Raw genomic sequence first — 25,369 nt, 5'->3', positions numbered from 1 at the left:
AGAACATTTCTCGTCAGGAGTGACGGCCATCACGCTCATCTACCCTGAATTGCCGATACCGTCGCGCGCCGCAGGGATGCAGGCACCGAACAACGATCAATCAGGAGATGAGGATGTCGACGATCATTGGCACTGCGGGCGCGGACTCCCTGACGGGTGGATACGATGCCGATTCCCTTTCAGGATTGGAGGGCAACGACACCTTGCGCGGTGGGGGAGGCAGCGATCTCCTTGACGGTGGTGCCGGCGATGACTGGCTTTATGGTGTCTCCGGCTCCGACACGCTGCTTGGTGGCAATGGCGACGACCACCTCCATGTCGCGGCCATCCTCAACCATTACAATCAGGTGGATGGCGGAGCCGGCTTCGATACCCTTGTTGTGGAGGGAAGCGGTTCCATCATCGTCGACCTCGTGGCGTCACAGATCGAAAGGGTCTATGGCGGTGATGGAAATGACAGCTACAGCAACCATTTCGGCGCCGCCGCCGTTGAGATCGACGCGGGAGCCGGCAATGACAATCTGTTCGGAGGCAACGGAAACGACACCCTGCGCGGCGATGACGGGAACGATACCATCAATGGCGGCCTGGGGGCCGATGTGCTCATCGGCGGCGACGGCATCGACTTGGCGTCCTACATGTACTCCAACGAGGCGGTCACGGTTGACCTTTCCACCGGCATCGGCGTCGGCGGCCACGCGGAGGGCGACCTCCTCAGCGGGATCGAAAATCTCTACGGGTCCTATATGAGCGACACCCTGACCGGGGATTCCGGAGACAACAAGTTGCAAGGGGGGAGCGGCAACGACACTCTTTCCGGCGGGGCCGGAAACGACACCCTTCTGGGCGACTTCGGCAACGATGTCCTGATCGGCGGCGCCGGTGCCGACGCCTTCCGCTTCAATCGGTTTTTCGGCAATGCGGACGTGATCCTGGACTTTGAAAGCGGGGTGGATCGCATCGAACTTGAAGGCTCGAGTTTCGGTCTCCCCGACGGAACGCTTGACGCGGGTCTGTTCGCGCTGGATGCGCCGACGGACGCGGATGACCGCTTCATATTCGACACCGCAACGGGAACGCTGTCCTACGACGCGGACGGCTCCGGCACCGGTGCCGCCGTCGTGATGGCGACGCTGAATGTGAGGACCCTGTCCGCTTCGGACATCGTGTCCGTCCCTTACCAGCCTTTGTAAAAACTTTGCGTCAGCGACGTGGCGGTCCGTCTCTTCGACAGCCCGCCACATCGCTTGTTTCCGATCAGAGCATCCCGTTCAGCAGGCGGTCGGACGCGGCGTGCGCTCGACCTCCAGGCCGAAGAACGGGCGCAGCCCGGTGCCCAGGTAATTGCCGGCCAGCGCCGCCACGATCCACACCCAGCCGTGCAGGCTTCCCGACGCGATCCCGCTGAAATAGGCGCCGATGTTGCAGCCGTAGGCGAGGCGCGAGCCGTAGCCGAGCAGCAGCCCGCCGACCACCGCCGCCACCAGCGACCGCAGCGGCAGTTTCCACACCGGGGCGAACTTGCCGGCCAGACCGGCGGCGAGCAGCGCGCCCAGGATGATGCCGAAATCCATCACCGAGGTGACGTCGGCCAGCACGCTCTCCTGCAACGCCCTGGCTTGGGCCGGGGCCTGCCAGAAGGGCCAGGAGGCGACGTCCACGCCCAGCGCGGCCAGCCCCTTGCTGCCCCACAGCGCGAAGGCCGAGGTGATGCCCCACGGGCGCCCGGCCAGCGCCAGCGTCGCGAAGTTCAGCACGGCCAGTGCCACCGCTCCCCAGACCAGCGGCCAGGGGCCGCGCAGGAAGCGCCGCAGGCCCTCGGTCTTGGCCGGGGCGCCTTCGATCAAGCGGCCGTGGCGCCGCTTCTCCAGCGCGAGGGTGCCGGCATAGACCGCGGCGAAGAGGACGAGGTTGACCGCCAGCGCCACCGGCCAGCCCCAGGCGGCGACGACCGACACCGGGGCGGCTGTCCATTGCGCCTGCCACCAGGGCAGGTGATAGGCGCCCAGCACCGAGCCGACGATGAAGAAGGCCAGCGTCACGACCATCCGCGTGCTGCCGCCGCCCACCGTGAACAGCGTGCCCGAGGCGCAGCCACCGCCGAGTTGCATGCCGATGCCGAACAGGAAGGCGCCGGCCACCACCGACAGGCCGACCGGCGACACCAGCCCCTTCACCGGCATGCCGAACAGCGTCCCCGCTGCCAGCACCGGGAAGAACAGCGCGCAGGCCACGGCGAGCATGACCATCTGCGCCCGCAAGCCCGCCCCGCGCCGGTCCGCGATGAAGACGCGGAAGGCGGAGGTGAAACCGAACAGCGCGTGGTAGAGCACGAGGCCCATGGCCCCGCCCACCAGATAGAGCGCCGCCTGCCGTCCCGACACGGCGTCGCCGATCCACAGGCCGCCGCCCGCCAGGGCGAGCAGCGCCACGGCGACCACCCGCCAGTCGATGCCCGGCAGAAGCGTGGCCGAACCCGCCGCCCGGCCCAGAGTCGTGTCCGTCATCCCGACACTCCAAAACAACAAAAACGATGCGTTGATAAAGGCTATTGCCTGATTGGCTTCAGTAGATAATGGGATGCTTTCCACAGGAAAGGCCGTTCTGCGCATTCCTGTCCTGCGCGGGGCCATTCGTCAGCCTTCGGGGAACAGGCGACGGGCCAGCCGGCCGAGCGTCAGGCTTTGCACGATGATGGTGAAGGCAACGACGGCGTAGCAGGCGACCAACAGCAGGTCGCGGTGCGGATTGCCGGGCAGCGACAGCACCAGCGCCACCGCGATGCCGCCGCGCACCCCGCCCCAGGTCAGAACGGCGGTCGCCGCCGCCTTCCGTTGGATGCGCAGATGAATGGCGACCACGGGCAGCACGCTCGCCAGCCGGGCCACCAGCGCCAGCAATGGCGCCAGGAACGCCGCGACCATCACCGGCGCCTCCCAGGACAGCACAACCGCGGCCTCCAGTCCGACCAGCATGAACAGGATGGCGTTCAGGATGGCGTCCACCATCGCCCAGAAGGCCTTCATGATGAAGCCCGTGCGCTCCGACGAGACGTGATGCTGGGCGGTGTTCCCGATCAGTAGACCCGCCACCACCACCGCGATCGGGCCGGACAGGCCGAGCCGCTGGGCAAGGCTGTAGGTCGCAGCCGCCAGGGCGAGCGAGATCGACAGCTCCACCGCCGGATCGTCCGCCCGGCTCTTCGCCCAAAAGGCGATCGAGCCGGTCGCCAGCCCCAGCAGGACGCCGCCGCCCGCCTCCCTCACGATGTCCCAGGCGACGCCCGTCACCGTCAGGTCGGTGTCGGCCCCGGTGGCCAGCCCGAGCAGCAGGGCGAACAGCACCACCCCCATGCCGTCGTTGAACAGGCTCTCCCCCGCGATGGCGGTGCGCAGCCCTTCCGGCAGCGGCGCCTTGCGCAGCACCGCCAGCACCGCCACCGGGTCGGTCGGCGCCAGCGCCGCCCCCAGTACCAGACACCAGATCAGCGGCACCGGCTGGCCCACGGCGCCGAAGACCAGCCACATGCCGCCTCCCATGACGCCCGCCGAGATCACCACCCCCAGCGTCGCCAGCAAGGCCACGGCCCAGCGCCGCCGCCACAGCGTGCGGCTGTCCTGCTCCACCGCTCCGGCGAACAGCAGAAAGGCCAGCACACCCTCCAGCAGCGCTTCGGGCAGGTGGGCGCTGGTCACCAGACGCTCCTCCCAGACGCGGATGTCGATGGCCGGCACCAGCGTCCCGACCACCGCCGTCGCGAAGGCAAAGCCGAAGGCCAGCAGGAACACCCCCGCCGTCGCCGGCAGGCCGAGCAGGCCGCGGCTGGCGAAGCTGAACAGCGCCGCCAGGGTCAGCAGGATGGACAACAACTCAAACGTGCCCATGAACATCCGTCGGCAAAGGGACAAGCCATGCCAACAGGATGTTCACCGCGATCCTCTCGCGCTCAGTCCTCCGGAGCGTCCAGCCCCTCCAGGGTCGCCGGGGCGAAGGCGGCCCGCCAGCCCTCCCGGTGCCGGATATCGCCAAAGGCGGGCAGCACCCGCTCCGCCCCCGTGGCGGCCACCAGCGCCGTCAACTGGCGCAGCGTCGGATGGACGTTCCAGCGCCGGTAGCGCGCCCGGCCGGCATCGACCAGGGTCCGCGACGGCGTGCCCTCGGCGAGGTAGCCGGTGAAGACGATGTCCGGTCCGCCCGCCCCGCCCCAGCGCTCCACCAGCTCGGCGGCGGTGCCGCTGGTGGCGTTGGGGCCGGCGGCAAAGGTCACGTCGCGCGGGTCGCCCGGCACCTTGGCGCGGTCGAGCAGCCGGCGCAGCCGTTCCTCCGCGCTAGGACGCAGGGCGGTGTCGGCCTCCGCCAGCAGATGGGCGATGGCGGCGCGGTGGGCGTCGTCGATGGCCGGGACGACGCCGTGATCCAGCGCCCACAGGGCCATTTCCGGCCCGCGCCCGTCCGCCGCCACCGGGAACAGAGCGCCGCCCGCGTGCAGGAAGGGCTCCAGCTCGGCCAGCCGCTCCGCCTGCGGGGTGTCATCCAGCCCGTAGGAGGCGTCGATGATCACTCGCCGCGCCGGCGGCGGCGGGTCGAAGGGGAACAGGACCGATTCGTCGGAATGGTCGCCCATGTAGAGAATCCCGCCATCCTCGGTGCCCAGATGGATCCACACCCCGCCCGGCGCGTGGCCGGACCGCCCGGTGGTCACCGGCACACCCTGGATCTCCACGGTCCCACGGACCGGCAGCGGCAGGGCCGCCACGGTCGGCGGCAGGAGGCGGGCGGCCAGCGGCGTGGCGTAGACCGGCGGGCTGCCGACCCGGTGGCGCAGGCCCAGGGCGCCGGCATGGTCGCCGTGGGTGTGGGTGATCAGAATGGCGTCCACCCGCCCCGCCCCGCTCAGCGGCGGCAGGCGCCCGGCGTCCGGCCCCTCACCGAGGTCGAGCAGCAGCCGCGCCCCGCCGATCATCGCCAGGAAGCAGGCCGGCCCCTTGCTGCCCAGCCCCGACAGGGCGCGCAGCCGAACCTTCTGTCCACGCCCCGTCATAGCCCCCGTCATCGCAGCGTCACTTGACATCACGCCCCCGTTCCGCACTGTGCCTATCCCTCGCCGCCTTCCTGAATAGCGCGACTTCCGGTGCCATGACCACTCAGACTCCCGCCTTGCTGATCGACGACGCCTCCCGCCACTATGCCGGGACGCCCGCCCCCGCGGTGAACGGCGTGACCATCGACGTGGCGGCGGGGGAGTTTCTCGCCCTGCTCGGCCCCTCGGGCTGTGGGAAAAGCACGCTGCTGCGCATGGTCGCCGGGTTCGAGCGGCTGGACGGCGGGCGCATCACGGTCGGCGGCCGCACCTTGTCCGGCCCCGGCACCCACGTCCCTCCGGAGGAGCGGCGGATCGGCCTCGTCTTCCAGTCCTACGCACTGTGGCCGCACATGACGGTGGCAGGCAACGTCGCCTACCCGCTGGAGACAGCCCGCGTACCGAGGGCGGAGCGGGAGCAGCGGGTGCGCGCCGCGCTCGACACGGTGGGGCTGTCGGGCTTCGATGCGCGCCACCCCGCCGAATTGTCGGGCGGCCAGCGGCAGCGCGTGGCCCTGGCTCGCTGCCTCGTGATGAGTCCGGAGCTGGTGCTGCTGGACGAACCGCTCGCCAACCTCGACGTGCATCTGCGCGCGGCGATGGAGGAGGAGTTCGCCGACTTCCACGCCAAGACCGGCGCCACCATGGTCTACGTCACCCACGATCAGGCCGAGGCGATGGCTCTGGCGACGCGCATCGCCGTGCTCGACCACGGGCGGCTGGCCCAGGTGGCGGCGCCCCGCACGCTCTACCGGGAACCGGCGACGCGCATGGTCGCCGGCTTCGTCGGCCAGGGCGCGGTGGTGGACGGTGTGGTGACGGGTGCGGTTGCGGACGGCCGCGTGCGGGTGCGCCTGTTCGGGGCGGAGGCGCTGGTCCGCTGCCGCCCCGGCCAGCCGGAGGGGCCGGCGCTGGTCTGCCTGCGCCCCGAGGATCTGGAGCCGGCGGTGGACGGCCCCATCGCCGCGACGGTGGTGCGCGCCGCCTACAAGGGCGGATTCGTGCTGGTGGAGGCCGAACCGCAGGCCGCGCCGGGCGTGCGCCTGCTGCTGCGGGTGTCCGGCGACGCGCAGGTGGCGCCAGGCGAAGCGCTACGCCTCGCGGTGCGCGACGGGTGGGTGGTGCCGGAGGGGGTGTGAGGTGGTGGCCTAAAGCCCCCCTCCCAACCTCCCCCCGCTTCGCAGGGGGAGGAGAAAAGCCCGCCCCTGCGGAGCTCTCGCGCAAACCAGAGGTTTGCGCTGACGCGGCAGGCGGACCTTCGGTCCGCTGAGAGCGGGGGAGGGTTGGGTGGGGGCCCGTCTCAGGAAGGCCTCACCCCCGCCAGGGAATGATCCCCGCCGGCAGCCGCCGCCCCAGCCAGCCGACCACCAACAGCACCGTCACCACCACCGCGATGGTCACCACGCTCAGCGCGGCGGCGAGCGTCGGGCTGCCGCCCTCCTCCAGCGCGTAGACGACGACGCCCAGCGTTTCCCGCCCCTGCGACCACAGCAGGATCGACACGGTCAGCTCGTTGAAGGCTGTCAGGAACACCAGCACCCCGCCCGCCGCCGCCGCGGGCGCCACCAGCGGTGCCACGATGGTGCGCAGGCGGCGCAGCGGTCCGGCGCCGCAGGCGCGCGCCGCCTCCTCCATCGCCGGGTCCAGCGCGGCACAGGCGGCCTGGGCCGGGCGCAGGGCCAGCGACAGGAAGCGGGCCAGATAGGCCGCCAGAATGATCCCCAGCGTGCCGTACAAGCCCACGCCCAGCAGCGGCAGCGGCTTCAGGAAGACCAGGATGCAGCCGATGGCCAGCACCACGCCGGGCACCGCGTGCGGCAGCTCGATCAGCACACCGACGGCGCGGACCAGCCGCCCGCCCCGCCCCGCCCCGGCCATCGCATGGGCCAGCGGGATCGCCAGCAGGATCAGCAGCAGCGCCGCCACCCCCGACAGGACAAACGAATTGGTGAAGGCCCGCCCCACCTGATCCAGCCCCAGCACGGTCGCGTAGTGCGCCAGCGTCGCCGTCTCCGGTCCCAACGGCAGGCCGTAGACGCGGATCAGGCTGGTCGAGGCCAGCGCCGCGAGCGGCGCCGCCAGGATCAGCGCAACCACGGTCCAGCAGAGGATTTCCAGCGGAGGCCGCGCCCGGCCCAGCCGCAGCACCGCCGCGGGCGCCGAGCCGCCGATCACCCGCGCGTCCACCCGCGCCTGGAGCGCCATCTGCGCGGCGATGCCGACGCAGGCGATGGCGCCGATCAGCACGGCCAGCACCGCGACCTCCGGCAGCACGGACGGCCCGAAGCCCGCCAGCCGCCGGTAGATCAGCGTCGGCAGCACCGGAATTCCCGCCGGGATGCCGAGCAGCGCCGGAACCCCGAAATTGCCCAGCGCCGCGACGAAGGACAGGGCCAGCCCGGCGGCCAGCCCCGGCAGGCTGAGCGGCAGGACGATGGTGCGCAGCACCCGCCCGCGGCGGGCACCCGCCGCCTGCGCCGCCTCCACCAGATCGCGCGGCACAGCGCGCAGGGCGGCGCGCAGCGCAAGGAAGACCAGCGGCGCGTGCTCGATCCCCATCACCAGGATCATTCCGGCGGAGGAATAGACCGGATTCGGCGTGCCCGCCGCCGGGGCGAGGCCCAGCGGCTTCAGCAGCGGACTGCCCGAGCCGGCGAGGTGAATCCACGACAAGGCCACGATCTGCGCCGGGATCATCAGCGGCAGGATCAGGCAGAAGGCCAGCGCCGTCTTGCCCCTGAGGTCGGTCATGCCGCAGAGCAGCGCGAAGGGGACGCCGAGCGCCGCCGCCACGACCGTGGCCCCCGCCGCGATGGCGACGCTGTTTCCGGTGGCGCGCCACGTCATCTTAGACGTCAGCACGCGGGTCAGCGCCGTCAGGTCACCCGTCGCCATCGGCCCGACGACCTCCCACATCAGCCGCAGGATCGGCAGCAGGACGATCAGCCCGGCCAGCGCGAACAGCAGCGGCGCCCCGGAAACGGAAAAACGACCGGCGGCGTGGAAAGGCCGCCGGTCGCTGAAAGTGGCAAGACTCATTTTCAATCGCCGGATGGGCTCAGCCGCCGAAAAGGTCGGCGAAGTCCTTCTTGTTGGCCTCGTCGTCCTTCAGCGCCTTGGCCGGGTCATAGGGCATCAGCGAGATGAAGGAGGTGTCCGGGAAGCCGGCCGGCGGCGCCACCCCCGGCAGTGCCGGCAGGAAGCCCTGGCGGGAGGCCAGCTCCTGCCCCTCCTTGCTCAGCAGGAAGGCGATGAAGGCCTTGGCGGCGTCGGGATTCTTGCTGGTGTTCAGGATGGCGACCGGTTCGGTCACCGCGCTGACCCCCTCCTTGGGGAAGACGAAGGCGACGGGGGCGCCCTTGGCCTGCTCGCGGATCGGCAGGTAATCGACGATCACGCCGTACAGCTTCTCGCCGCTGGCCACCGATTTCAGGATGCCGCCGTTGCCCTTGGCCGCGGTGGTCCCGTTGGCCTGGAGCTTCTCGTAGAAGGCCATGCCGAGGTCCGGCTGCTCCTTCACGGCGGCCATGTGGATGGCCGCGGCGCCGGAATAGAGGGGGCTGGGCATCACGGTGGTGCCCTTGGCCTCCGGCTTCAGCAGGTCGAGCCAGGAGGAGGGCTTCATCGGCGCCGCCGTGTTGTAGGCGATGCCGGTGGTGATCAGCTTGGTGGCGAACCACGTGCCGTCCGGATCGTGGGTGCCGGGGCGGTAGCCCTGGACCGGCGCATCCTTGTAAGCCAGCAGGCGCTTCTCCGCCTTCAGCGACTCCATGGTCACCGCGTCGGCGATCAGCAGCAGGTCGGCCTGCGGGCTGCCCGCGGCGATCTCGGCGCGGAGCTTGTTCATCAGCTCGGTCGTGCCGCTGCGGACCCACTCGACCTCGACGCCGGGGTTCTTCGCCTTGAAGGCGTCCACTGTCTGCTTCGCGTCGGCTTCGAGCTGCGAGGTGTAGAGGACCAGCTTGCCGGTCGGCTTGTCCGTGGCGACCTGAGCGGCAGCGTGGGCGGGCAAGGCCAGCAGAAGCGCGCCGACGGCGGCGGCGATGGTTGTTCCGATGGCGGCGAACGCCGCGGCGAGGTGTGTGCGCTTGGCCTTCATGTCTCCCGTTTCCCTCTCTGGTCGCGTCTCCGCCGGTCCGAAGCCCCCACTGGATTGCCCCGGTATGCGGACGAAGGCCCTTGTTTACGCCAGAACCATGACAGCCGCGTGACGGCGGCCGTTCCGGACGGTCGTCAGCGTCATACCCGATTGGGACGGCACAGGGAAAGGGGACGGCCTACAGAAGGGGGCTCGGCGGCCTCGGTTTCCTCTTTGCAGAGGCCCAGCGCGTTGCGGGTGGCCTCCAGCCGGTCGGCGGAGCGCGCCACGGCGTTGGCGCTCTTGCGCAGGCGGTACAGACTGCGCACCATGCTGTCCACCGCCGCACCGCGGAGCTGGGCGGCGCGGGCTGCGGGCGCGTTCTCCTCGCCAGGCACGGCGTGCAGGGGTGCCGGCTTCGTCACCAGCAGGGTGGAAACCTCAAGCCGCATGGCGTTGTCGCGGACCGCGTGCACGCGGTGGACGAGATCGGCCAGGGAGATGTCGCGGCACAGGCCACGGCACCACAGGGCGCCGGTTTCCGACCGCATGCAGAAGCCGCAGCCCGTTTCCTTGTTCCACAAACGCTTGGCTGTGTGTACCGGCATGCTCCACCTCGTTGCCCCGGCTCCAGAAGAGCGCTGGAGGGGGCCACAAGGCAAAGCGTCATTAGCAATACTGCTCTATGGGGAGGCCGCAACGCCCCTTCTTCGAACGGAGTCGCGCGAAGGGCTTGGAAGACAAGCCGTTCGGCAGCACCCTTAGGGGCGACAGCCCAAGCGACAGGAGCAAGGACCGTGAGCAGCGAAGCCACCGACCGGCCCATCCTTCAGATCGAGTATTGCCGCCAGTGCCGCTGGATGCTGCGCGCCGCCTGGATGGCGCAGGAGCTTCTGACCACCTTCGAGGAGGAGTTGGGTGGCGTCACCCTGATGCCCGGCACCGGGGGCATCTTCGAGGTGCGGCACGGCGCGGCGGTGGTCTGGTCGCGCAAGGCGGAGGGCCGCTTCCCCGACATCACCGAACTGAAGCAGCGGGTGCGCGACCACATCGCCCCGGACAAGCCCCTCGGCCACGCCGACCGCAAGCGGCCGGCGGACCCGTGAGGACAAACGTTTAAAGCGGATTGCGATCCGCTTGGGACCGCGACTGCGGTCCCGGTCGCACATGCGACCGAAGCCCGCCGGCGAATAAGGCAATATGAGTCTAAAGCGAACGGAAGTTCGCTTTAGCGAACGGCCTTCACGTCGGTGACGGCCACCGTCTGCTTGGGGGGCGCGGCGCCGAAGCCCTGCTCCAGCAGTTCGGCGACCTCGCGGTCACGGGAGGCGGCGGTGGTGCCGCCCAGCACGACGGCGACCAGACGCTGGCCGTTGCGGCTGGCGCTGCCGGCAAGGTTGAAGCCGCTGAGGTTGATGAAGCCCGTCTTGATGCCGTCATAGCCTTCGACCCGGCCGAGCAGCCGGTTGTGGCCGGGCACCACCGTGCCGTTCCAGTCGAAGCGCGTGCGCGAGAAGTAGGCGTATTCCCGCGCCGGGCGGGACACGATGGCGCGCGACAGGCGGGCCATGTCGCGGGCGGTGGTGCGCTGCTCCTTGTGCGGAAGACCGGAGGCGTTGCGGAAGGTGGTGCTGGCCATGCCCAGCGCCTGCGCCTTCGCAGTCATCATCTCGGCGAACTGCTCCTCGCTGCCGCCCAGCGCCTCCGCCAGCACGACGGCGACGTCGTTGGCCGACTTCACGGTCAGGGCGAGGATCGCGTCCTCCACCCGGATGGTCGAGCCGACGGCGAGGTTCAGGCGCGACGGCTTCTGGTTGGTTGCGTGGCGCGACACCGGAAGTTCCTGGTCCAGCCGCAGAGTGCCCCGCTCCAGCGCCTCGAAGGTCAGGAGCAGGGTCATCATCTTGGTCAGCGACGCCGGGTAGGTCAGCGTGTCGGCGTTTTCCGAATCGAGGACCCGGCCCGACTGCGCGTCCATCAGCACATAAGCGTGGACCGGGCGGAAGACGGCGGCGCCCGCCACGGTGCCGGCGGCGGCCCCGGCGGCGACCCGGCCCACGCGGCGCGCCTTGCCCGTGCGATGGACGGCGGCCTTGCGCAAAGAGGCCTTGTGAGTGGCGGCCTTCTGGGTGGCCGATTTGTGGACGGCGGCCTTGTGCACGGTCCGGACGGCGGCGGGCTTCGCCGCGGTCTTGGACGCTGCGGCCTTCTGGGGCGCAGCCTTGGCGGCCGTCTTGGCGGTGGGCTTGGGCGCTTGCTTGTGCACCGTCTCCTGGGCCGCCTTGGCGAGGGCGTCCACAGGGTTGAGGGCAACGGGCGTGGCGACGGCAAGGGACAGAAGCAGCGGCAGGACGAAACCGTACGGCGAACGCGGCATGATGGCGACCGGATGGAGAGATGGTCGCCTCCTGTACCCTGAAAGCGGTTAACAAAAAATGTGTCGAATCTCTGGAGCCTTGTGTGATTTTGCGGTTCCGGCGTGAGCGTCGCCGTTTACCAATCGATCACCAACGGATCCACCATTGCCTGTGTCCCAGCGGCAACTCTGCTGTGCACATTGTGGCACAGAAGCATCATCCGGCGCGATGTCACTTGTGCCGCGCCGCCGCGGGCGTCAGATGTCTTATGCCGAAAGGGCGCTGGTTCCCGCGTGTCGTCCGTGCGACCTCACGTATGGACAGAGCCTTTCGTTAGCCGTCTGTTCATCGCCGCGTGGGATGCTTCGATTATGCTGACGACCATTCGCACCTGCGCCCGGCCCGCCCTCGGAGCGAGGGTGGCGGCCTGCCTCCTCGCCGGGCTGCTCGCCCTGCCCGCGCAGGCCGCGCCGTCCACCGCTTCGGGCACCTCCACGGGCCGGGATGTCGTGGGAACCTGGATCGCGCGGATCGACCAGCGCGCTGCCGAACTGGAAGCCATGCCCCGCGTGCAGCAAACGCGCGTGGGCTATGGTTCCGTTCTGAAGAAGGGCGACGGCGGCATGGTCGACGTGGTCGCACCCGGCCCCATGCGCCCGTCCGACGTGCCGGAGGGCACCGCCCCCGCCGCCGGGACGGCGCCGACGGTCGTCGTGACTCCGCCCGCCGAACCGATCCCGCAGGCCGATCCGTCGGCGACGCCCGGCAACGCGCTCAGCGGAACGGCGACGCCCGGCACGGTGGTGGAGGTGTTGCCCCCGCCCCCGGCCCTGACCATCCAGGTGCGGGCGCGCACCGCCGACCGCGTCGGCCGCCTGTCCACCCGGCTGATCGAGCTGGGCTTCCTGAACCAGGAACAGTGGACCGAGACCTTCGACGACACGCTCGAAGTGGCGGTCCGCGCCTTCCAGCTGTCCGAAGGGCTGATGCAGGACGGCAAGGTCGGCGAAGTCACGCGCCAGGCGCTTGACCGCACGCCCAAGGAGGCCGCCAAGTTGATGCGCGGCGCCACCGCGTCGATGCGCGCCTTCCAGGCATCGGTTCCGGACACGGTGATCCTGGTCAACCTGCCCAGCCAGACCGTGTCCTTTATCGAGCGCGGCAAGCTGAACTTCACCATGCGTGCCGTGGTTGGCCGCCCGTCGCGCCAGACCCCGCTGCTCCAGGACCGCGTCACCAGCGTGACGATCAACCCCACCTGGACCGTGCCGCCGACCGTTCTGGTCGAGGACAAGCTGCCGGTGCTGCGCAAGAAGGGCAACACCGGCATCAAGGACGCCGTCGTCTATCTCGACGGGGTCGAGGTGGTGCCGGAAAGCATCAACTGGTGGCAGGTGACGCCGGAGCGCATCCGCATCGTCCAGAAGCCCGGCGACGACAACGCCCTCGGCCGCTTCCGCTTCAACCTGACCAACGGCGACGGCATCTTCCTGCACGGCACCAACGACCCGCGGCTGTTCGAGCGCGACCTGCGCGCCGCCAGCTCCGGCTGCGTGCGGCTGGCCGACGCGCGGATGGTCGCGGAAACCCTGCTGCGCCCCGCCAAGCTCGACTCCGCGGCGATCGAGCGGCAGCTCGACAGCGGCAAGACCAAGACGGTCTCCCTGCCCAACGCCGTGCCGGTCCGCTTCGTCTACTGGACCTCCACGGTGGAGACGGACGGCACCGTGCGGGTCCATCCGGGCATCTACGACGACGTCCCATCCAGCCCGTCCACTCCGTCGGCCAGCCAGGCCCCCGCCGCCGCGGGAACCGTCTCTGCCCCGCGCCGGGTCGAGCCGAAGCCCGTCCGCCCGACCCCGGCCGCCGCCCCGCAGCCGGCCCCGGCGCCCGCCCAGTCCTCCTCCACGGCCACCCCGGCCCGCGCCGCCGACACGCGCAACGGGGCCGAGGCCGTCCGCACGGCGATGTGACGCCCCGCGCAGGGTTCAGGCTTTGCAGAACGTAGAAAAGGCGCCGTCTCGACGGCGCCTTTTTCGTACCCATCTTTCCTTATGACGGCGCTCCGTCCCGCGCCGTAGCGGAGGTGCGTCATGATCCCCTTCCCGGCTTCGGCGCGGCTGTGCGCCCTGCTCCTGCCCGTCCTTCTGATGACCCCGGCTCCGGTGTTCGCCGGCGGCTGGCATGGAGGGAACTTCTTCGGCTTCAGCATTTCACTGCCGCTGGCCTTCGGCTTCCCTCCCCCCGTCTATGTTCCACCGCCCCCCATCGTCTATCCGCCTGTGGTCTATGCGCCGCTTCCCCAGCCCGTTCCGGCAACACCGCTGGCCACCCGGACCTCTCCCACCTATCTCGGCCCCGGCGGTCGCTATTGCCGCGATTTCCAGATGCCGGGAATCGTCGGTGGACGTCCCGCGACGCTCGTCGGGACCGCCTGCCTGGACCCGGACGGCCAATGGCGGGTGATCGGCTGAGGGTGGGCGCGGAGGGCAGGCAACTCTATCCGCAATATCGGGATATCCCCAGAAGCTGTGGGTAACTCTGTGAGCGAATCCAGGGGCAACCTGTGAGCACGGCCGTGAATCCACGACCTTGACCGAATTGCCTAAATTTCAGGCACCAATGAAATGCCCGAATTGCCCGGCTTTTGTGGGTTTTAACGGTTCCAAACGAGTCCGGAAAAACAAAAAAGCAACATTCGCAGAGTCAAGGACGCCGTTCAGGTGAATGTGCATAACTCGGGCTAACCCGGACCATTGGCCCCACCCACCGTTTCGACGCGAACACCGGGGAACCGCTGGGGCTCACAGGCATAGGCGGGCCAGCAGATCGGCCAGCCGGTTCCGTTCCTCCGCCGACAGGCGCCCGGTCAGTTCAGCCTCCGCCTGCGCGATGGCGGGCCCGGCCGCCTCCACCACCCGACGCCCGCTGTCGGCCAACCGGACGAGGTTGCGGCGACGGTCCAGGCTGTCGGGGCTGCGCAGGAGATAACCGCGGTCGATCAGCCGCACCACCACCCCCTGCATCGTGGCGGGGTCCATCGCGATGCTCCGGCCCAAATCGATCTGCGACATCGGCCCATGCTGGTGCAGCGCGGCCAGTGCCGCCCATTGCGGCGCCGTCAGGTTGAAGCCGGTCAACGCGTCGCTCAGCATCGCCGTGGCGCGCTGGTGGACACGGCGGATGCGGCTGTGGATGGACTCGGCGGGGACGGTGCAAAGGGCGACGTCGCAACCCTCCCTGCCGTCGGCACCATCGTTGCCGGCCATTTCGGTCGGGAAAGCCATGAACGCGGCGGCCTCGTGTCAATGAAAGACACTTTGGCCTTTAACACCGATCTGTGTCGGTTGTGTTTCAGGAGACGATTACTACGTTACCGTTTTGAAATATGACGAACGTCCAGCTCACTCCGCCGCTTGATGGATCGATGGCGCCGCCCTGTCACGGGCCTCCCGCCGCTCCAGATCGATGAGCTCGACCATCCGGCGCTCCACGGCGACCAGATACTCGCGGGTTTCCAACCCCCGGCATTCCCGGCTGTGCCGGCGCAGCAAGGTGATGGCCTTGTAGGAGGGAGTGCGGCTCCACGGCATGGTCGGCTCGCGCGGATGAATGGTGGCGGGGGCACCTATTACAATGGAGAAATATTACGCGAATGCGAGAGACGCCATGAAAATTCTTCGTTGCGCACGGGACCCTGCTTTGCTCGGAGCGGTTACGTAAGGCGGGCCCGTAACGCATCACGCGCAAGCCTGTCTGCCGGCCCGGCCGTTGAAAAGAGAGGCGATGCGCATGGGCACATCCGGCACGTTGATGCCGGAGCGTTGATGCCGGAGTGTTGATGGTGGTGAGCGCTCTCGTCCTTCCGGTGACGGTGGTGTCCTATGACCCGACGCCCTTGCGCGTCGTCGTGACAGCCATGTGCTGCGGGCTGGCCGGCTTCTTTCTGGGTCACTGCTGAGGAGCGCGTCGGTTTCGAAGCAAAATGGAGTTATCCGGTCCGTTAATCATTGCATCTCCGCCCCCGTGTGGCATGAACGCCCTGTGGAGTTTGAAGAACATCCACCGCCGACGCTCCTTGTCCAGCTGCCGCCCGCGCCGGCTCGGCCCGTCCGGGCGCAGGGGCGGCGGCCCTCCTTACATCAGATTTTCTTGGCGATGCCCCATTACCTGCGTCTGTTTCTCTTGCTCGTGGCCGCCGTGGTGCCGCTCGCGGCGCTCCAGTTCATGACGCAGCACAGCCTGCGGCAGGATCGGGAAAATGAGGTGCGGAACGACACCCTGCGCCTTCTCGACCTGCTGGACGTCGAACAGCAGCGCATCGCCGCGGAGGCCCGGCAGGTGCTGGCGACGATCGTCGAATCCGGCGTGCCGCAGGCCGGGCCGCCGGGCTGCCAGCAGACCATGGACCGGCTGCGCGCCCGCTACCCCGCCTATCTGTCCGTGGAGGTGGCCGACCGGGAGGGCCGGGTGTGGTGCGCGACCGACCCGGTCTCGCTGGGCGTCGATCTCGGCGGCATCCGCACCTTCCAGAACGCGCTGTCCACCGGCGCCCTGACGACGGGCGAATACGGGCTGCGCTACCCCAACCAGCGCCCCATCCTGCCCTTCCGGCTGGCCTATCCGGCGCCGGACGGCACGCCGGGCGCGCCTCCGGGCGGTGTGGTCACCGTGCTTCTCGACGCCCGCTGGCTCGAGGAGAATCTGGGCAACCGCCCCCTGCCCCCGGGCATGGAGATGGTGATCGCCGACCGCCAGGGCCACACGGTCGCACGCCTGCCGGAGGCACCCGACGCCATCGGGCAGCCCCTGCCCACCGCCATGCTCCAGGCCATGCACGCGGCGCGGGGAACACGGTCGGCGGCCGTGTTCTATACCGACGGGACGGAACGGATGGTGGTTTCCGCCCCCCTCGACACCGGCACCCGCGAATCGATGATCGCCATCGGGATCGACCGCGATGCCGCGATGCGCCCGGTCCGGGACGCCATGGCCTTTTCGCTGACTCTGTTCGGCGGGGTGCTTCTGCTCACCTGCCTGGGCGCCGCCTGGGGCATGCGGCAGTTCCTGCGCGTGCGCGATCGGATGCTGGAGACCGTAGTCGAGAAGGCGTCGGTCCTGGAGAGCACGACGGACGCCGTGGCCGAACTCGACCGGTCCTGGCGGGTCGTCTTCGTCAATGAACGGGCCCGGACCCTCCTGCCCGAGTCCGGCGACGCCATTGGCCGGAACGGACGCCAGACTTTTGCGGAACTGATGGCCGGCGAGTCCGGGCGGACCCTGCAGCAGGCCATGGAGAGCCGCGAGGTGGTGGAGTTCGAGACGCAGGGGCCGCGCAGCGGCATCTGGTTCGCCGTCCGTGCCTTCCCCTCGCGCAAGGGTTTGGCCCTCTACTTCCGCGACGCCACCGACCGCCGGCGGCTGGAGGACGAGCGCACGCTCCTGACCCGGCAGCTCGAAGCGGAGCGCAGCCTGCTGACGGCCATTCTGGACCATCTGCCCTCGGGACTGCTGGTGGCGGAGGCGCCAAGCGGGCGGATCGTCAAGGTCAACGATACGGCGCTTCGCCTGCTCGGTGGTCCGCCGCCGCTGGTCGCCGGCTGCGGCTGCGGCGGCGCGCGGGCCTGCAACGGGGGCGCCTGCTTCGGCGAAGGTCGCTGCCCGCTGTCCCGCGCCCTGCGGCAGGGCGAGACGGTGGAGCAGGAGGATTTCCCCTACAGCCGGCCCGACGGCGCCGCCATGACCCTGTCGGTCAGCGCCACCCCGGTCCGTGCCCCCGACGGGCGGGTGACCCTGGCGATCTGCACGCTGCGCGACGTCGGGGAGCGCAAGGCCATGGAACTGGCGCTCCAGCGCGCCAAGGAGGAGGCCGACGAGGCCAACCGCGCCAAGTCGAAGTTCCTCGCCGCGGCAAGCCACGACCTGCGCCAGCCGATGCAGTCGATGTTCCTGTTCACCGGCATCCTGCACCGTTTCATCAGGGATGAGCAGGGGCAGCGCAGCCTGGAAATGCTGGAGCGCGGCCTGGACACGCTGAAGGGGCTGCTGGACAGCCTGCTGGACGTGTCCCGGCTGGACGCCGGGGCGGTCGACCCGCGCGTGGAGCCCTTCGCCCTCAACAGCCTGCTGGACGAGATCGCCGCCTCATACGCGCCGATCCTGGAAAGCAAGAAGCTGGCCTTCCGCATCGTGCAGGACCGGTCGGTGACGGTGCGCAGCGACCGTGTGCTGCTCGGCCGCATGGTGCGCAACCTGCTGGAGAACGCCGTCAAGTACACCGAGCGCGGGGCGGTGCAGATCGCCATTCGGATCCAGGATGGGAAGACAGGGGATGGGAAGACTGGGGACGGGCTGGCGCGGATCGAGGTCAGCGACACCGGAATCGGCATCCCGCCCGACCAGCTGACCCGGATCTTCGCGGAGTTCCACCAGATCAACAACCCGGAGCGGGACCGGGCGCGCGGGCTCGGGCTCGGGCTCGCCATCGTGCAGCGCCTGTCGACGATCCTCGACCATCCCGTGGAGGTGAAATCCCAGCCGGGCCGCGGCTCGGTCTTCGCCATCACCGTCCCTGTGGCCGCCGTGGAGGCCCCGCCGCCGCCGCCGCCGACCACCTCCCTCTTCACCGGCGGCCGCGATGCCCCGCGCGCCCTGCTGGTGGATGACGACGCCATCGTTCTGCTTGGGCTGCGCGACATGTTCCGCGAATGGGGCTACGAGGTGCTGATCGCCGGCTCCGCCGACGAGGCCGTGGCGAAGGTCGAGGCGGACGGCCGCACTCCCGACGTGATGCTGGTCGACTACCGGCTGCGTGAAGGGCGCGTCGGGACGGAGGCGGTGGTGCGCGTCCGCGCCATGGCCGGATGGGATGTGCCCGCCATGATCCTGACCGGGGAAGCCGGTCCGGAATGCGAGACGGACGCCGCCGCGCACGGGCTGGAGGTGGTCCGCAAGCCGGTGACGCCGCGCCAGCTCCGCCGTGTCCTGGACCGCTCCATGGCGAAGCAGCCCAGAAGGACGGCGGACAGCATGACCGGTGCGGAGGGTGAGCGTCTGCCGCTGTAGAGGGCTCCCGGCCGCCGGAAAAGAAAGTGGCCCGCCGTCCGGTTGAACGGCGGGCCCTTGAGGTGCAAAACAGGGAGGCACATGCCCTTGGGGCAAGCTGAAGATAGCAACGGCGCCCGCTCCGCGCGAAAGGGGGGAAGTCGTAGCGTTCGGCGTGTTCGGAGTGCACCGAAGGGAGCGGACGCTCTCCCCCGAAAAAATGATGGCTTCGAAAGATTTCGCTTGAGCGCCGGCGGCGGCACGGCTATATCAGCGCTCCCGCGTCGCCCCAAGGGATGCGGGACAAAGAGCAGACGATGCGCTTGTGGCGGAATTGGTAGACGCGCTAGGTTCAGGTCCTAGTGGCTGAAAGGCCGTGGGGGTTCGAGTCCCTCCAAGCGCACCAACATTTCTTGTGTTGGTCTGATCGAAAAGTGGGGCCATAGCTCAGCTGGGAGAGCGCTACAATGGCATTGTAGAGGTCAGGAGTTCGATCCTCCTTGGCTCCACCATCATGAAGCCAGCAACCTTGACGGGTTGCTGGCTTTTCCTTTTCTCCGGCCTCCCGCTTTCAGGCCAGTGCCGACAAGGCTTCACGGGACATTTCAGGAGTAGGCGCTCCGGTACCGCCTTTGACGGCATGCCTGCCCTCTACCTCCCGTTCAGTTGACGGGACATCGGCTTGCGGCAGCGGCACAACGGGCCATTTTCAATGTTTTAAAGCACAGATGCCGTCAGGAGCGTGCCTTCATGAATCCCCGGTTGCTCGCCGAGGTGCTGGAACCCGTGCTGAACGCCGCGGAGAAGGATGACGCGGCGATGCTCGACGCCGTGAATCTGTCGGCGGAGGCGCTGGCCGCGCTTGGTGCGGTCATTCTGGACCGCGATGGGCGCCCGGCCGACGGCGTGTCCGACGAACGCGCGGTGGTCGCCGCGCTCAACACCCACGCCCACACGCTGATGCAGTGCGGGCGGCTCGACGACGTGGTCGAAGCGTTGCAACTGGCCGAACGGATCGGCCGGCTGGGCCGCCTGCCCCACCATCCGCGCATGTCCGACGGCTAGCCACCTACGGTTAGGCGGGAGGAACACCGCACCGCCCCGGTTGTTGTGCGAGCCGTGCCGCCCAACAGGGGAGACGTGTCTTGCCGACAGCGCCCAAATCGAATGCATTTTCCGGCCCCATCGAGGGCGAGGCCCTGTCCCTGCTTCAGGACAAACTGCTTCCCGGCTTCCTGACCGGACGGCGCTGGTACGCCGCCAAGGACGCCGGCACGCCCACCGTGCGCATCGTCGATGCGCTCCCTCTTCCCCTCACTTCCGGTTCCGCCCAACTCTGCCTGCTGCGGGTGGAGACGCCGGGGCGCGAGCCGCAGCTCTACCAGCTTCCCCTGGTGCTCAACCGCGACGGCAAAGCCGATGCTGCCGATCCCTTCTCCATCGCCGGTCCCGAGGCGCTCCCCTGGTCGGGCAGCCTGCGCGACGGCTACGGCGACGAGGAGGTGGTTCGCGCCCTGCTCGACGGCATCCGCAAGGGCGGGGAGAGCGGGGGCCTGCGCTTCGGGCAGAGCCGCGCCCTCGACGCCGTGACGGGGGCGCTGGGCAACGGCGCCCCGCTGCGCTGGACCGGGGTGGAGCAATCCAACACGTCCGTCCGCGTCGGCGACGCGGCGATCCTGAAGGGGCTGCGCAAGCTGGAATCCGGCACCCATCCGGAGCTGGAGGTCGGGCGCTTCCTGACCGAGGTCGCCAACTTCCGCAACACCCCCGCCCTGCTCGGCTGGGTGGAGCGCACGGGCGACGGCGAGGCCGCCACCCTGTGCATCCTGCAGGAACTGGTCCCCGACGCCCGCGACGCCTGGAGCCACGTCACCGCCGAGCTGTCGAAGCGCGTTGAGCGCTTCGACGACGACAAGGCGGACGACGTCGCCTTGATGACCTTCATGCGCCGCCTGGGTCGCCGCACGGCGGAGATGCACCGGGCGCTCGGCACCCCCGGCGGCGGCGACGCCTTCACGCCGGAGCCGGTGACCCCGGCCATGCTGAGGGGCTGGGCGGACGGCGTGCGCACCCTCGCCCGCCGCGTGCTGGGCAAGTTGCGCGAGGCCGCCCCACAACTGAACGCCGACCTCGCCCCCTATGCCGCGTCGCTGGCCGACAGCGAGGCGACGGTGATGCGGCAGATCGAGACGCTGACGCCGCCGCGCGGGACCTTCCACGCCATGCGCCTGCACGGCGACTATCACCTGGGGCAGGTGCTGGCCGGCAAGGACGACCTGTACATCGTCGATTTCGAGGGCGAGCCGATGCGCCCGCTGGCCGAACGGCGGGCCAAGCACTGCATCCTGCGCGACGTGGCGGGGATGCTGCGCTCCATCACCTACGCCGCCGCCGGGGCGCGGGCCGCCCTGCCCGCCGACCTGGACGAGACGGCGCGCGGCGCCCGCATCGCCTGGCTGAACTGGTGGGAGGGGGAGGCGGCATCCGCCTTCGTCGCCGGCTACCGCGAGGCCATCGGCGATTGCCCGGGCTGGCCTGCCGACGCGGCCACCGCCACGCAGCTTTTGAAACTCTTCCTGCTGGAGAAGGCGCTCTACGAGATCGGCTACGAGCTGGCGAACCGGCCCGACTGGCTGGCCATCCCGCTGGCCGGGGCCATCGGCATCCTGGGCGCCGACGCCGGGCCGGAGGTGGCCGACCGCGCGTCCGGCCCGGTCGGGCTGGCCGCCCCCGGCGCCACCCGCCTCGGCGAGGCGCGGGCGCACGCCATGCCCTTCGGCGCGCAGGTGCAGCCCGACGGCTCCGTCCGCTTCACCCTGTGGGCGCCGGGGACCGAGCAGGTCTCGCTGTGGCTGGAGGACACCCAGGCCTTGCTGCCCATGGTGCGGCGGGCCGACGGCTGGTTCGAGTGGACCACCGCCCAGGCCCAGGCGGGCAGCCGCTACCAGTTCGAGCTTCCGGACGGGCTGCGCGTGCCCGACCCGGCCTCCCGCCACCAGCCGGAGGACGTGCACGGTCCGAGCGAGGTGATCGACCCCACCGTCTACCGCTGGTCCGACGCCGCCTGGACCGGCCGCCCCTGGCACGAGACGGTGCTGTACGAGTTGCATGTCGGCACCTTCACCGAGGAAGGCACCTTCCGCGCCGCCATCGACAAGCTCGACCACCTCGTCGAGCTGGGCGTCACCGCTATCGAGCTGCTGCCGGTTGCCGATTTCCCCGGCGCCCGCAACTGGGGCTATGACGGGGTGCTGCCCTACGCCCCGGACGCCGCCTATGGCCGCCCGGAGGATCTGAAGGCGCTGGTCGATGCCGCCCACGCCAAGGGGCTGATGGTTTTCCTCGACGTCGTCTACAACCATTTCGGGCCGGACGGGAATTACCTCCACGCCTACGCCAAAGCCTTCTTCACCGACCGGCACAAGACGCCCTGGGGCGACGCCATCAATGTGGACGGACCGCGCAACGCCACCGTACGCGACTATTTCATCCACAACGCGCTCTATTGGATCGAGGAGTTCCACATGGACGGGCTGCGTTTCGACGCGGTCCATGCCATCCTCGACGACAGCGACAAACTGTTCCTCCAGGAGCTGGCGGAGCGCGTGCAGGACGCCGTGCGGTGCCGCCGCCACGTCCATCTCGTGCTGGAGAACGACGAGAACGAAGCCCACCTGCTGGAGCGCCACCCGGAGGGCGACCCGCGCTGGCACACCGCGCAGTGGAACGACGACCTGCACCACTGTCTGCACGTCTGGGCCTCCGGCGAGGACGCCGGCTATTACGCCGACTACGCCGGCGACGCGGTGAAGCTGGCCCGCGCGATGGCCGAGGGCTTCGCCTTCCAGGGCCACGCCTCCTCCTACCGCGGCGGCGAGGCGCGCGGCGAGCCGTCAGCGCATCTGCCGCCGACCGCTTTCGTCACCTTCATCCAGAACCACGACCAGATCGGCAACCGCGCCTTCGGGGACCGCATCACCCGCTTCTCGCGGCCCGAGGCGGTGCGGGCGGCGACCTCGCTCTATCTGCTGGGGCCGGGCATCCCGATGCTGTTCATGGGCGAGGAATGGGCCTCCGCCCGTCCCTTCCCCTTCTTCTGCGACTTCGCCGACGAACTGGCCGAGGCGGTGCGCAACGGCCGGCGGGAGGAATTCGCCAAGTTCCCCGAATTCCAGGACCCGGCGGTGCGCGACCGCATCCCGGACCCGACCGCGCCGGAGACCTTCCAGTCGGCCAAGCTCGACTGGGACAACCGCGACAGGGGCGAGCATGGGGAGTGGCTGGACTGGTACCGCCGTATCCTAGCGGTGCGCCACACGGAGATCGCGCCGCGGCTGGAGAACGCGCCCGGCGGGGAGGCCACCCACGAGGTGATCGACGGGCGGGGCATCCGCGTCTCCTGGCGGCTGGGCGACGGCAGCCGCCTGCATCTGCTCGCCAACCTGTCCGACGCCCCCGTGACGGGCATGGGCGAGGCCGTGGGCCGCGTCCTGTGGACCGAGGGCGACGGCCTTGATGCTGGAACCATGGCGCCGTTTTCCGTCCTGTGGACCATTGAGGAGACGACGGCGCTCGACCGGCTCGGCGAGCGGATGGGGATCGAGACGCACTACACCGGCGCCTCGGGCGAGACCATCCAGGCGTCGGAGGGCACCATCCGCGCCCTGCTCGCCGCCATGGAGGTCGACGCCGACGACCCGGAGGAGGCGCTGGCCACGCTGGAGCGGCGCGAACTGGCCCGCCCCCTGCCCCCGGTGGCGGTGCTGCGCATCGACCGCCCGCCCTTCTCGGTCACCGTAACCCTGCCGGAAGGCAGCGGGACGTTGCGCTGGACCCTGACGCTGGAGGACGGGGGCGACCGCAGCGGCGAGGCCGATTTCGGCGACCTGCCGCTGGTCCGCAAGGCGGGTGCCGAGGGTCAGCATTTCGAGGTGCGCCGACTCGACCTCGGCGCGGCTCCGGCGCCCGGCTACCACCGGCTTCGGCTGGACGTCGGCGGCCTGCGGGCGGAACATCCCGGCCTGGAGACGACGGTCATCGCCGCTCCCGCCACCTGCCATCTGCCCGCCCCGCTCCAGATGGGCGAGCGGATCTGGGGCCTGTCGGTTCAGCTCTACGCACTGCGCTGCGCCGGGGATTGGGGAATCGGCGACTTCGGCGACCTCGTCAACGTCGCGGAGATGGCCGCGGCACGCGGGGCAGGCATCGTCGGGCTGAACCCGCTGCACGCCCTGTTCCTCGACCAGCCCGATCAGGCCAGCCCCTATTCCCCGGCCAGCCGCCTGTTCCTCAACCCGCTCTACATCGACGTGCTGGCGGTGCCGGAACTGATGGGCTGCGCCGAGACCCGCGACCTGATCGCGGACGAGAGCTTCCTCAGCGCGGTGCAGGCGGCGGGGGCCGCCCCGCTGGTCGATTACGCCGCCGTAGCGGCACTGAAGCTACCGGTCCTGGAACGGCTGTTCGCGCATTTCCAGACCGAGGGCAGCGCGGAGCGGCGTCGGGCGTTCGCCGCCTTCCGGGCCGAGTTGGGCGAGGGGCTGGACCGCTTCTGCACCTTCCAGGCCCTGCGCGAGCGTTTCGCCAAGGACGGCACGCCCGACTGGCGCCGCTGGCCTGAGGAGTATCGGGAGGTCACCTCCCCCGCCGTCCGCCGCTTCGCCGAGGAGCGGCGGGAGCGCATCGACTTCTTCGTCTGGCTGCAATGGCTGGCCGACAGCCAGTTGCAGGCGGCGGCGGAGCGGGCGCGGGAGCGCGGGATGGCCGTCGGCTTCTTCCGCGACCTCGCCGTCGGGGCGGACAGCGGCGGGGCGGAGACCTGGGCCGACCCGCATGTGGTGGTGGCGCAGGCCCATGTCGGCGCCCCGCCCGACCTGTTCAATCCGGCCGGGCAGGATTGGGGTCTGCCGCCCTTCCACCCCCACGCGCTGCGCGAGGGCGGCTACGCCCGCTTCATCGAGCTTCTGCGCGCCAACATGCGCCACGCCGGGGCGCTGCGCATCGACCACGCCATGGCGCTCCAGCACGTCTACTGGATACCGGAGGGGCATCCGCCCTCCGAAGGGGCCTATGTCGCCTACCCGATGGACGACCTCCTCGGAATCCTGGCCCTGGAGAGCCAGCGCAACCGTTGCCTCGTCGTCGGCGAGGATCTGGGCACCGTGCCCGAGGGATTCCGCGAGCGCATGGCGGAGGCGGGTGTCCTGAGTTACCGGGTGATGTTCTTCGAATGGACCGAGGACGGCGGGTTCCGCGGCCCCGACGACTACCCCTACGCGGCGCTCGCCACGGTGGGCAGCCACGACCTCGCCACGCTGCGCGGCTGGTGGGAGGGGCACGACATCACGCTGAAGGAGGAGCGCGGACTCTACCCCGCCGAAGGCGAGGCGGAGCGCCAGCGCGACCGCCGCATGGCCGAACGCGCCCGCCTGCTGGAGGCTCTGGCCGACGCCTTCCTGCCGCTGCCCGCCAGCTTCGGACCCGACAGCCCCTACAGCGAGGCGCTCGGCCACGCGGTGCACGCCTTCCTGGCCCGCACCGGCTCGGCCATCGCCATGGTCCAGATGGACGACCTGACCGCTGAGCTGGAGCAGGTGAACCTGCCCGGCACGGTGGACCAGTACCCCAACTGGCGCCGCAAGCTGCGCCTCCCGCTGGAGGATATGGCCGACTGCCCGCAGGCCGGCGCCATCGCCGCCATCATGGCCGCCGCCCGGCCGGCCGCGGTGGCAGACGGGAAGAACGACGGTAACCCCCTCTCCCCTCCGGGGAGAGGGTTGGGGTGAGGGGGGCCCGCAACTCCCGAACGTC

General features: G+C 69.9%; 17 protein-coding genes and 2 tRNA genes. 10 read left to right on the top strand and 9 right to left on the bottom strand.

The window, feature by feature from the left end:
* The first annotated feature begins 113 nt into the window (after window positions 1-113).
* On the top strand, window positions 114-1,193 hold the full coding sequence (locus tag H1Q64_RS13575; protein WP_237905753.1) for a calcium-binding protein: 1,080 nt from the start codon (window positions 114-116) through the stop codon (window positions 1,191-1,193).
* Between the two features lie 78 nt (window positions 1,194-1,271).
* Here H1Q64_RS13575 and H1Q64_RS13570 read toward each other — a convergent pair whose 3' ends face one another.
* The 3 genes from H1Q64_RS13570 to H1Q64_RS13560 form a co-directional block, all read right to left on the bottom strand.
* Window positions 1,272-2,507: a YeeE/YedE family protein gene (locus tag H1Q64_RS13570; RefSeq protein WP_237905752.1), complete on the bottom strand. Its 1,236-nt coding sequence runs from the start codon at window positions 2,505-2,507 to the stop codon at window positions 1,272-1,274.
* Between the two features lie 129 nt (window positions 2,508-2,636).
* Window positions 2,637-3,884, bottom strand: coding sequence for a cation:proton antiporter (locus H1Q64_RS13565; protein WP_237905751.1), 1,248 nt, complete (start codon window positions 3,882-3,884; stop codon window positions 2,637-2,639).
* 62 nt (window positions 3,885-3,946) lie between these two features.
* A complete protein-coding gene (locus tag H1Q64_RS13560) occupies window positions 3,947-5,071 on the bottom strand; it encodes an MBL fold metallo-hydrolase (RefSeq protein WP_237905750.1) in 1,125 nt (374 codons plus the stop codon).
* Window positions 5,072-5,136: 65 nt separating this feature from the next.
* On the opposite strand from H1Q64_RS13560, the gene H1Q64_RS13555 reads away from it, so the two are divergent.
* Window positions 5,137-6,219, top strand: a complete 1,083-nt coding sequence (locus H1Q64_RS13555; protein ID WP_237905749.1) for an ABC transporter ATP-binding protein — start codon at window positions 5,137-5,139, stop codon at window positions 6,217-6,219.
* Between the two features lie 172 nt (window positions 6,220-6,391).
* Here the strand turns inward: H1Q64_RS13555 and H1Q64_RS13550 are convergent, their stop codons facing one another.
* The 3 genes from H1Q64_RS13550 to H1Q64_RS13540 all read right to left on the bottom strand — a co-directional run bounded on the left by H1Q64_RS13550 (window position 6,392) and on the right by H1Q64_RS13540 (window position 9,766).
* Complete coding sequence (locus H1Q64_RS13550) at window positions 6,392-8,119, bottom strand: ABC transporter permease (protein WP_269145387.1); 1,728 nt, start codon at window positions 8,117-8,119, stop codon at window positions 6,392-6,394.
* A 19-nt stretch (window positions 8,120-8,138) separates the two neighbouring features.
* Window positions 8,139-9,179, bottom strand: coding sequence for an ABC transporter substrate-binding protein (locus tag H1Q64_RS13545; protein WP_237905748.1), 1,041 nt, complete (start codon window positions 9,177-9,179; stop codon window positions 8,139-8,141).
* 140 nt (window positions 9,180-9,319) lie between these two features.
* Complete coding sequence (locus H1Q64_RS13540; protein WP_237905747.1) at window positions 9,320-9,766, bottom strand: hypothetical protein; 447 nt, start codon at window positions 9,764-9,766, stop codon at window positions 9,320-9,322.
* 189 nt (window positions 9,767-9,955) lie between these two features.
* On the opposite strand from H1Q64_RS13540, the gene H1Q64_RS13535 reads away from it, so the two are divergent.
* Entirely contained in the window at window positions 9,956-10,264 is a 309-nt protein-coding gene (locus H1Q64_RS13535) for a SelT/SelW/SelH family protein (RefSeq protein WP_237905746.1), read from the top strand.
* A 122-nt stretch (window positions 10,265-10,386) separates the two neighbouring features.
* On the opposite strand, the gene H1Q64_RS13530 is transcribed toward H1Q64_RS13535, so the two are convergent.
* A complete protein-coding gene (locus tag H1Q64_RS13530; RefSeq protein ID WP_237905745.1) occupies window positions 10,387-11,535 on the bottom strand; it encodes a D-alanyl-D-alanine carboxypeptidase family protein in 1,149 nt (382 codons plus the stop codon).
* Window positions 11,536-11,886: 351 nt separating this feature from the next.
* Between H1Q64_RS13530 and H1Q64_RS13525 the strand changes: the two genes are divergently transcribed.
* Both H1Q64_RS13525 and H1Q64_RS13520 read left to right on the top strand, forming a co-directional pair.
* Window positions 11,887-13,488, top strand: coding sequence for a L,D-transpeptidase family protein (locus tag H1Q64_RS13525; RefSeq protein ID WP_237905744.1), 1,602 nt, complete (start codon window positions 11,887-11,889; stop codon window positions 13,486-13,488).
* Between the two features lie 120 nt (window positions 13,489-13,608).
* Window positions 13,609-13,989 carry a hypothetical protein gene (locus H1Q64_RS13520; RefSeq protein WP_237905743.1) on the top strand — a complete coding sequence of 127 codons (381 nt, stop codon included), beginning with the start codon at window positions 13,609-13,611 and terminating at the stop codon, window positions 13,987-13,989.
* 330 nt (window positions 13,990-14,319) lie between these two features.
* Here H1Q64_RS13520 and H1Q64_RS13515 read toward each other — a convergent pair whose 3' ends face one another.
* Both H1Q64_RS13515 and H1Q64_RS13510 read right to left on the bottom strand, forming a co-directional pair.
* The gene (locus H1Q64_RS13515) at window positions 14,320-14,802 is read right to left on the bottom strand and encodes a MarR family winged helix-turn-helix transcriptional regulator (RefSeq protein ID WP_237905742.1); all 483 of its coding nucleotides are present in this window, start codon (window positions 14,800-14,802) and stop codon (window positions 14,320-14,322) included.
* Window positions 14,803-14,919: 117 nt separating this feature from the next.
* A complete protein-coding gene (locus H1Q64_RS13510; RefSeq protein ID WP_237905741.1) occupies window positions 14,920-15,108 on the bottom strand; it encodes a hypothetical protein in 189 nt (62 codons plus the stop codon).
* 565 nt (window positions 15,109-15,673) lie between these two features.
* On the opposite strand from H1Q64_RS13510, the gene H1Q64_RS13505 reads away from it, so the two are divergent.
* The 5 genes from H1Q64_RS13505 (at window position 15,674) to treZ (ending at window position 25,344) form a co-directional block, all read left to right on the top strand.
* Window positions 15,674-18,580 carry an ATP-binding protein gene (locus H1Q64_RS13505; RefSeq protein WP_237905740.1) on the top strand — a complete coding sequence of 969 codons (2,907 nt, stop codon included), beginning with the start codon at window positions 15,674-15,676 and terminating at the stop codon, window positions 18,578-18,580.
* A 298-nt stretch (window positions 18,581-18,878) separates the two neighbouring features.
* A tRNA-Leu gene (locus H1Q64_RS13500) sits at window positions 18,879-18,965 on the top strand.
* Window positions 18,966-18,995: 30 nt separating this feature from the next.
* Window positions 18,996-19,071: transfer RNA gene (locus H1Q64_RS13495), tRNA-Ala, on the top strand.
* Window positions 19,072-19,309: 238 nt separating this feature from the next.
* Window positions 19,310-19,624, top strand: coding sequence for a hypothetical protein (locus tag H1Q64_RS13490; RefSeq protein ID WP_035677092.1), 315 nt, complete (start codon window positions 19,310-19,312; stop codon window positions 19,622-19,624).
* Between the two features lie 80 nt (window positions 19,625-19,704).
* Window positions 19,705-25,344, top strand: a complete 5,640-nt coding sequence (gene treZ / locus H1Q64_RS13485) for a malto-oligosyltrehalose trehalohydrolase (RefSeq protein WP_237905739.1) — start codon at window positions 19,705-19,707, stop codon at window positions 25,342-25,344.
* Window positions 25,345-25,369 lie beyond the last annotated feature (25 nt).

Source organism: Azospirillum brasilense (assembly GCF_022023855.1).
Classification (GTDB): Bacteria; Pseudomonadota; Alphaproteobacteria; order Azospirillales; family Azospirillaceae; genus Azospirillum; species Azospirillum brasilense_F.
The sequence above is the reverse complement of the archived record's forward strand: the minus strand, read 5'-3'. Positions and strand labels throughout refer to the sequence as shown.